The sequence below is a fragment of the Alicyclobacillus fodiniaquatilis genome, assembly GCF_042678105.1.
GTDB lineage: Bacteria > Bacillota > Bacilli > Alicyclobacillales > Alicyclobacillaceae > Alicyclobacillus > Alicyclobacillus fodiniaquatilis.
The window spans coordinates 1-1,600 of the sequence record NZ_JBHUCX010000096.1; the positions used below are offsets into that span (position 1 = coordinate 1).

Sequence of the window (1,600 nt, forward strand, 5' to 3'; positions counted from 1 at the left end):
GCGAGGATGTATGGCACTTCTATAACTTTCGTGGTAACGCTGAGAATCACATCAAGGAAGCCAAATATGGATTTGCCATTGACCGATTCTCCAGCCAGAATTTCAATGCCAACAAAGCGCTGCAAGGTCTAAAGCTACTTGCGTATAATCTACTCCTGCTGTACAAGCACGTCGCGCTTCAACCAGGAGTGCGACAGTGGACCGCCGGACGGCTCAGACGAAGACTATTCCATCTACCTGGGATTCTAGTGCGTCATGCACGCCAGTGGAGCATTCGTCTTCCCGTGTATGCCAAGCATCGGTCGTTGATCATGCTTCATGCCGCCACGTAGATTTTTCTTCCAATTGAAAAAGTGGAGTTCATAGCCTGGCTTGGGGAGGGGGGAATTGTGTCCATTGCTCTAGTTCCGTACCATGATTTCGCCGTGTTCGCTAACAAACCCACCAAATACTTGAAAACACGCCCCGATCAATGACCTCAATCACCTAATCGTCGAAATCCGGGATTATTTTTGTTGTATTCCTCCCTAGCCAAACAACGGCATCATTGGGTCCACGTCGATCTTCAGTAGTTCATATAAATCATCGAGGGCATGTCTGTTGTCACTGTATCTATACTTATTTTTCCACCTGTTTAAATCGCCTTCCTTCAGAGGTAATCCCGGATTTCGACGATTGTGTCCTCATGAACTGGTGTGAATAATTGAAAAGGTGCTCCCCGTATGGCTAAGATGAGTTTGTCGAGAACCACATCTTCGCTAGGAAGGAGCACCTTTTGGGTGAAACAATATAATCATACACGAAGTCAGTTTGCTCGTAAAAGCTCTACAATCCATACTCGCTACGATTTGAATGCCGCCACCTCCTTTGGCGGTGCAAGTGGTCTCATAGATTTCGTTTTGGGAACGGGTATTGACAGGGAGTTTTGGGTACATGGATTACGCAAGGGCAGAAACACCCAGTTCCACATGGACGATATTGCTCTGACCGTCATTTTCGGTTCCTTGCTGGGTCAGGAACGGATTTTCCACTTTGAGGACATCGAACAAGATCCCCTGTTGAAGCTGAAGTTGGACGTGCCGAAACTGCCTGATACGACTCTGTTGTATAAGGATCTGAAGCGGCTCGGTTCCGACGCTGGCATCAAAGCGATACGTTCGGCGCATAGACAAATCCTAAGGTCACTTCTCCCCAAAGGACAAGGCATCGTGGTCGATATCGACTCCTCTGTAGAGACTGTTTATGGCGCGCAGCAACAGTCCGCTGTTGGATATAATCCACACCATCACGGACGAGCGAGTTTCCATCCCTTGCTGGCGTTTGATTCACTCACTGGTTGTTGTCTCTATGATGAGTTGCGCTCTGGTGACGCCCATACATCAGATGGATTTGCGGATTTCTACAAGGCGATGAAAGACCAGTTGCCGGATGGCGTCAACATTCGTGCCGTCCGCATGGATAAAGGGTTTACCGGAGAAAAAGTGTTTCAGATATTAGAGCAAGATCAGCGGGATTACGTCATCAAACTGAAGTGGACCAAGCGACTCGCACAGTTGGCGCAAGCGCCAAATCTCCTCTGGCACTGCATCACAGAGAGTGA

General features: G+C 48.4%; 2 protein-coding genes. Both read left to right on the top strand.

Annotated features, from left to right (window positions below):
* The coding region (locus tag ACFSB2_RS23570) for a transposase (protein ID WP_377945558.1) at window positions 1-332 on the top strand (332 nt) is incomplete at its 5' end.
* 447 nt (window positions 333-779) lie between these two features.
* Window positions 780-1,600, top strand: an 821-nt coding sequence (locus tag ACFSB2_RS23575; RefSeq protein WP_377945559.1) for a transposase, incomplete at its 3' end; no start/stop codon positions are given.